This window comes from Mycobacterium sp. BK086 (assembly GCA_004362315.1).
Lineage (GTDB): Bacteria > Actinomycetota > Actinomycetes > Mycobacteriales > Mycobacteriaceae > Mycobacterium.
In genome coordinates this window covers 1-1,360 of the sequence record SNWL01000002.1, presented here as the reverse complement: position 1 = coordinate 1,360, position 1,360 = coordinate 1, and the positions used below count along the sequence as shown (strand labels likewise).

Annotated in this window: 1 protein-coding gene; it reads right to left on the bottom strand. The window is 61.7% G+C overall.

Translation table 11 applies throughout. The annotated features are described in order from the left end of the window. Positions 1-66: 66 nt before the first annotated feature. Positions 67-1,254: an IS481 family transposase gene (locus tag EV580_RS00035; protein WP_133689126.1), complete on the bottom strand. Its 1,188-nt coding sequence runs from the start codon at positions 1,252-1,254 to the stop codon at positions 67-69. Positions 1,255-1,360 lie beyond the last annotated feature (106 nt).

The following is a 1,360-nucleotide window of genomic DNA, read 5'->3' as shown; positions in this document are numbered from 1 at the left end:
CTGTTCAGAGTGGGTTGATGGTTGACGGATCTAGTTCGGTTGATCCTTGACACTCTTGTGTGTGTCTTAGGTCTGGCCGCTGGGGCGGCAGGCCTTCTTGTTTCGTACCTCGCCGGTGCTGCGGCGTGCGGCGGTTTTGACTAGATCATCGCCGATGAAGAACCGCAGCAGATCGCCATCGACGTGGACATCGCAGCGAGCCCCGGCGTAGTAGCGCCCGATGCTGACCTGTTGCCAGGACACGCACACCACCCCGTTGGTGGTCACGGTGCGTGAGACCCAGTCATCGCCACCACGATCAACGCCTGCGACTGGGCCTGGTGCATTCGTGGTGGCGCCAGCGCCGGCAGTGAACCGCTGGGCGGGGGTGGCCATCTTCAACGACTGATGTGGTCTGGCGGTGTTGTAGTCCTCAACCCACTCATCGAGCGCCTTTTGCGCGGTCTTCAGATTGGCGAATGGTGCTGCATTACTGAGGAATTCAGTACGCAAGCTCCGGTGGAACCGCTCAATCTTGCCCGTTGTCGTCGGCGACCGCGGTTGGGTCAGCAGATGCTCGATACCGTGCTCGCGGCAGATCGCATCGAAGAGCACCTCGACCGGTGGATGGTTGAACCGGCCGGTGAACACCTTTCCGTTATCGGTCAAGATCTGCTCAGGCGCACCGAAGCGGGCCAGCGTTGCCCGAAGCCCGTCACAGACCGCGCGGGTGCGTTCACGCACCATCAAGTGCGCGCACACGCACATCCGGGAATGATCATCGATCCCGGTCAACGCTTTAGCGCTGGTGCCATCAGCCAACGGGAAGCCACCCACCACGTCCATCTGCCACAGCTCCATCGCAGTGCCGCGTTCCCAGCGTTTCCACTTGCGGGAACGTCGATCCCGCGCCTGTGGGTCGATCATCGCCGCCCGCACCAACGCCCGATACACCGCTGATTCCGACGGCAACGGCGTGACACCACGCTTGCCCAATTCGAACACCAACCGCCGCGGACCCCAATACGGCCGCGAACGCCGCAACTCCAACACTGTTGCCTCAACCTCGGCTGGCATCTGATGCGGACATGACGCCGGCCGATGCGACCGATCAATCAACCCCTCCAGGCCCTGCGCCTCGTAGCGGGCCAACCACGCATGCAACGTCTGACGCGACACCCCGACCTTCGAGGCCACCTGCGAGATCGATAACCCATCGCTGATCACCGCCAACACAGCCTGATACCGCTGCTCAGCCACGCTCAACTCCCTCATCTAGGGAGTGTCAAGGATCAACCGAAGTAGGCGTAAAGCAACAGCCGAAACACTGTCGCCCATCAACCGAAGACCAAACGTCAAGCATCAGCCGAGGTCGTACACG

What these genes read in the sequence shown, in the direction of transcription:
- EV580_RS00035 (WP_133689126.1), bottom strand. Translation starts at nt 1,254, where the DNA reads ATGAGGGAGTTGAGCGTGGCTGAGCAGCGGTATCAGGCTGTGTTGGCG.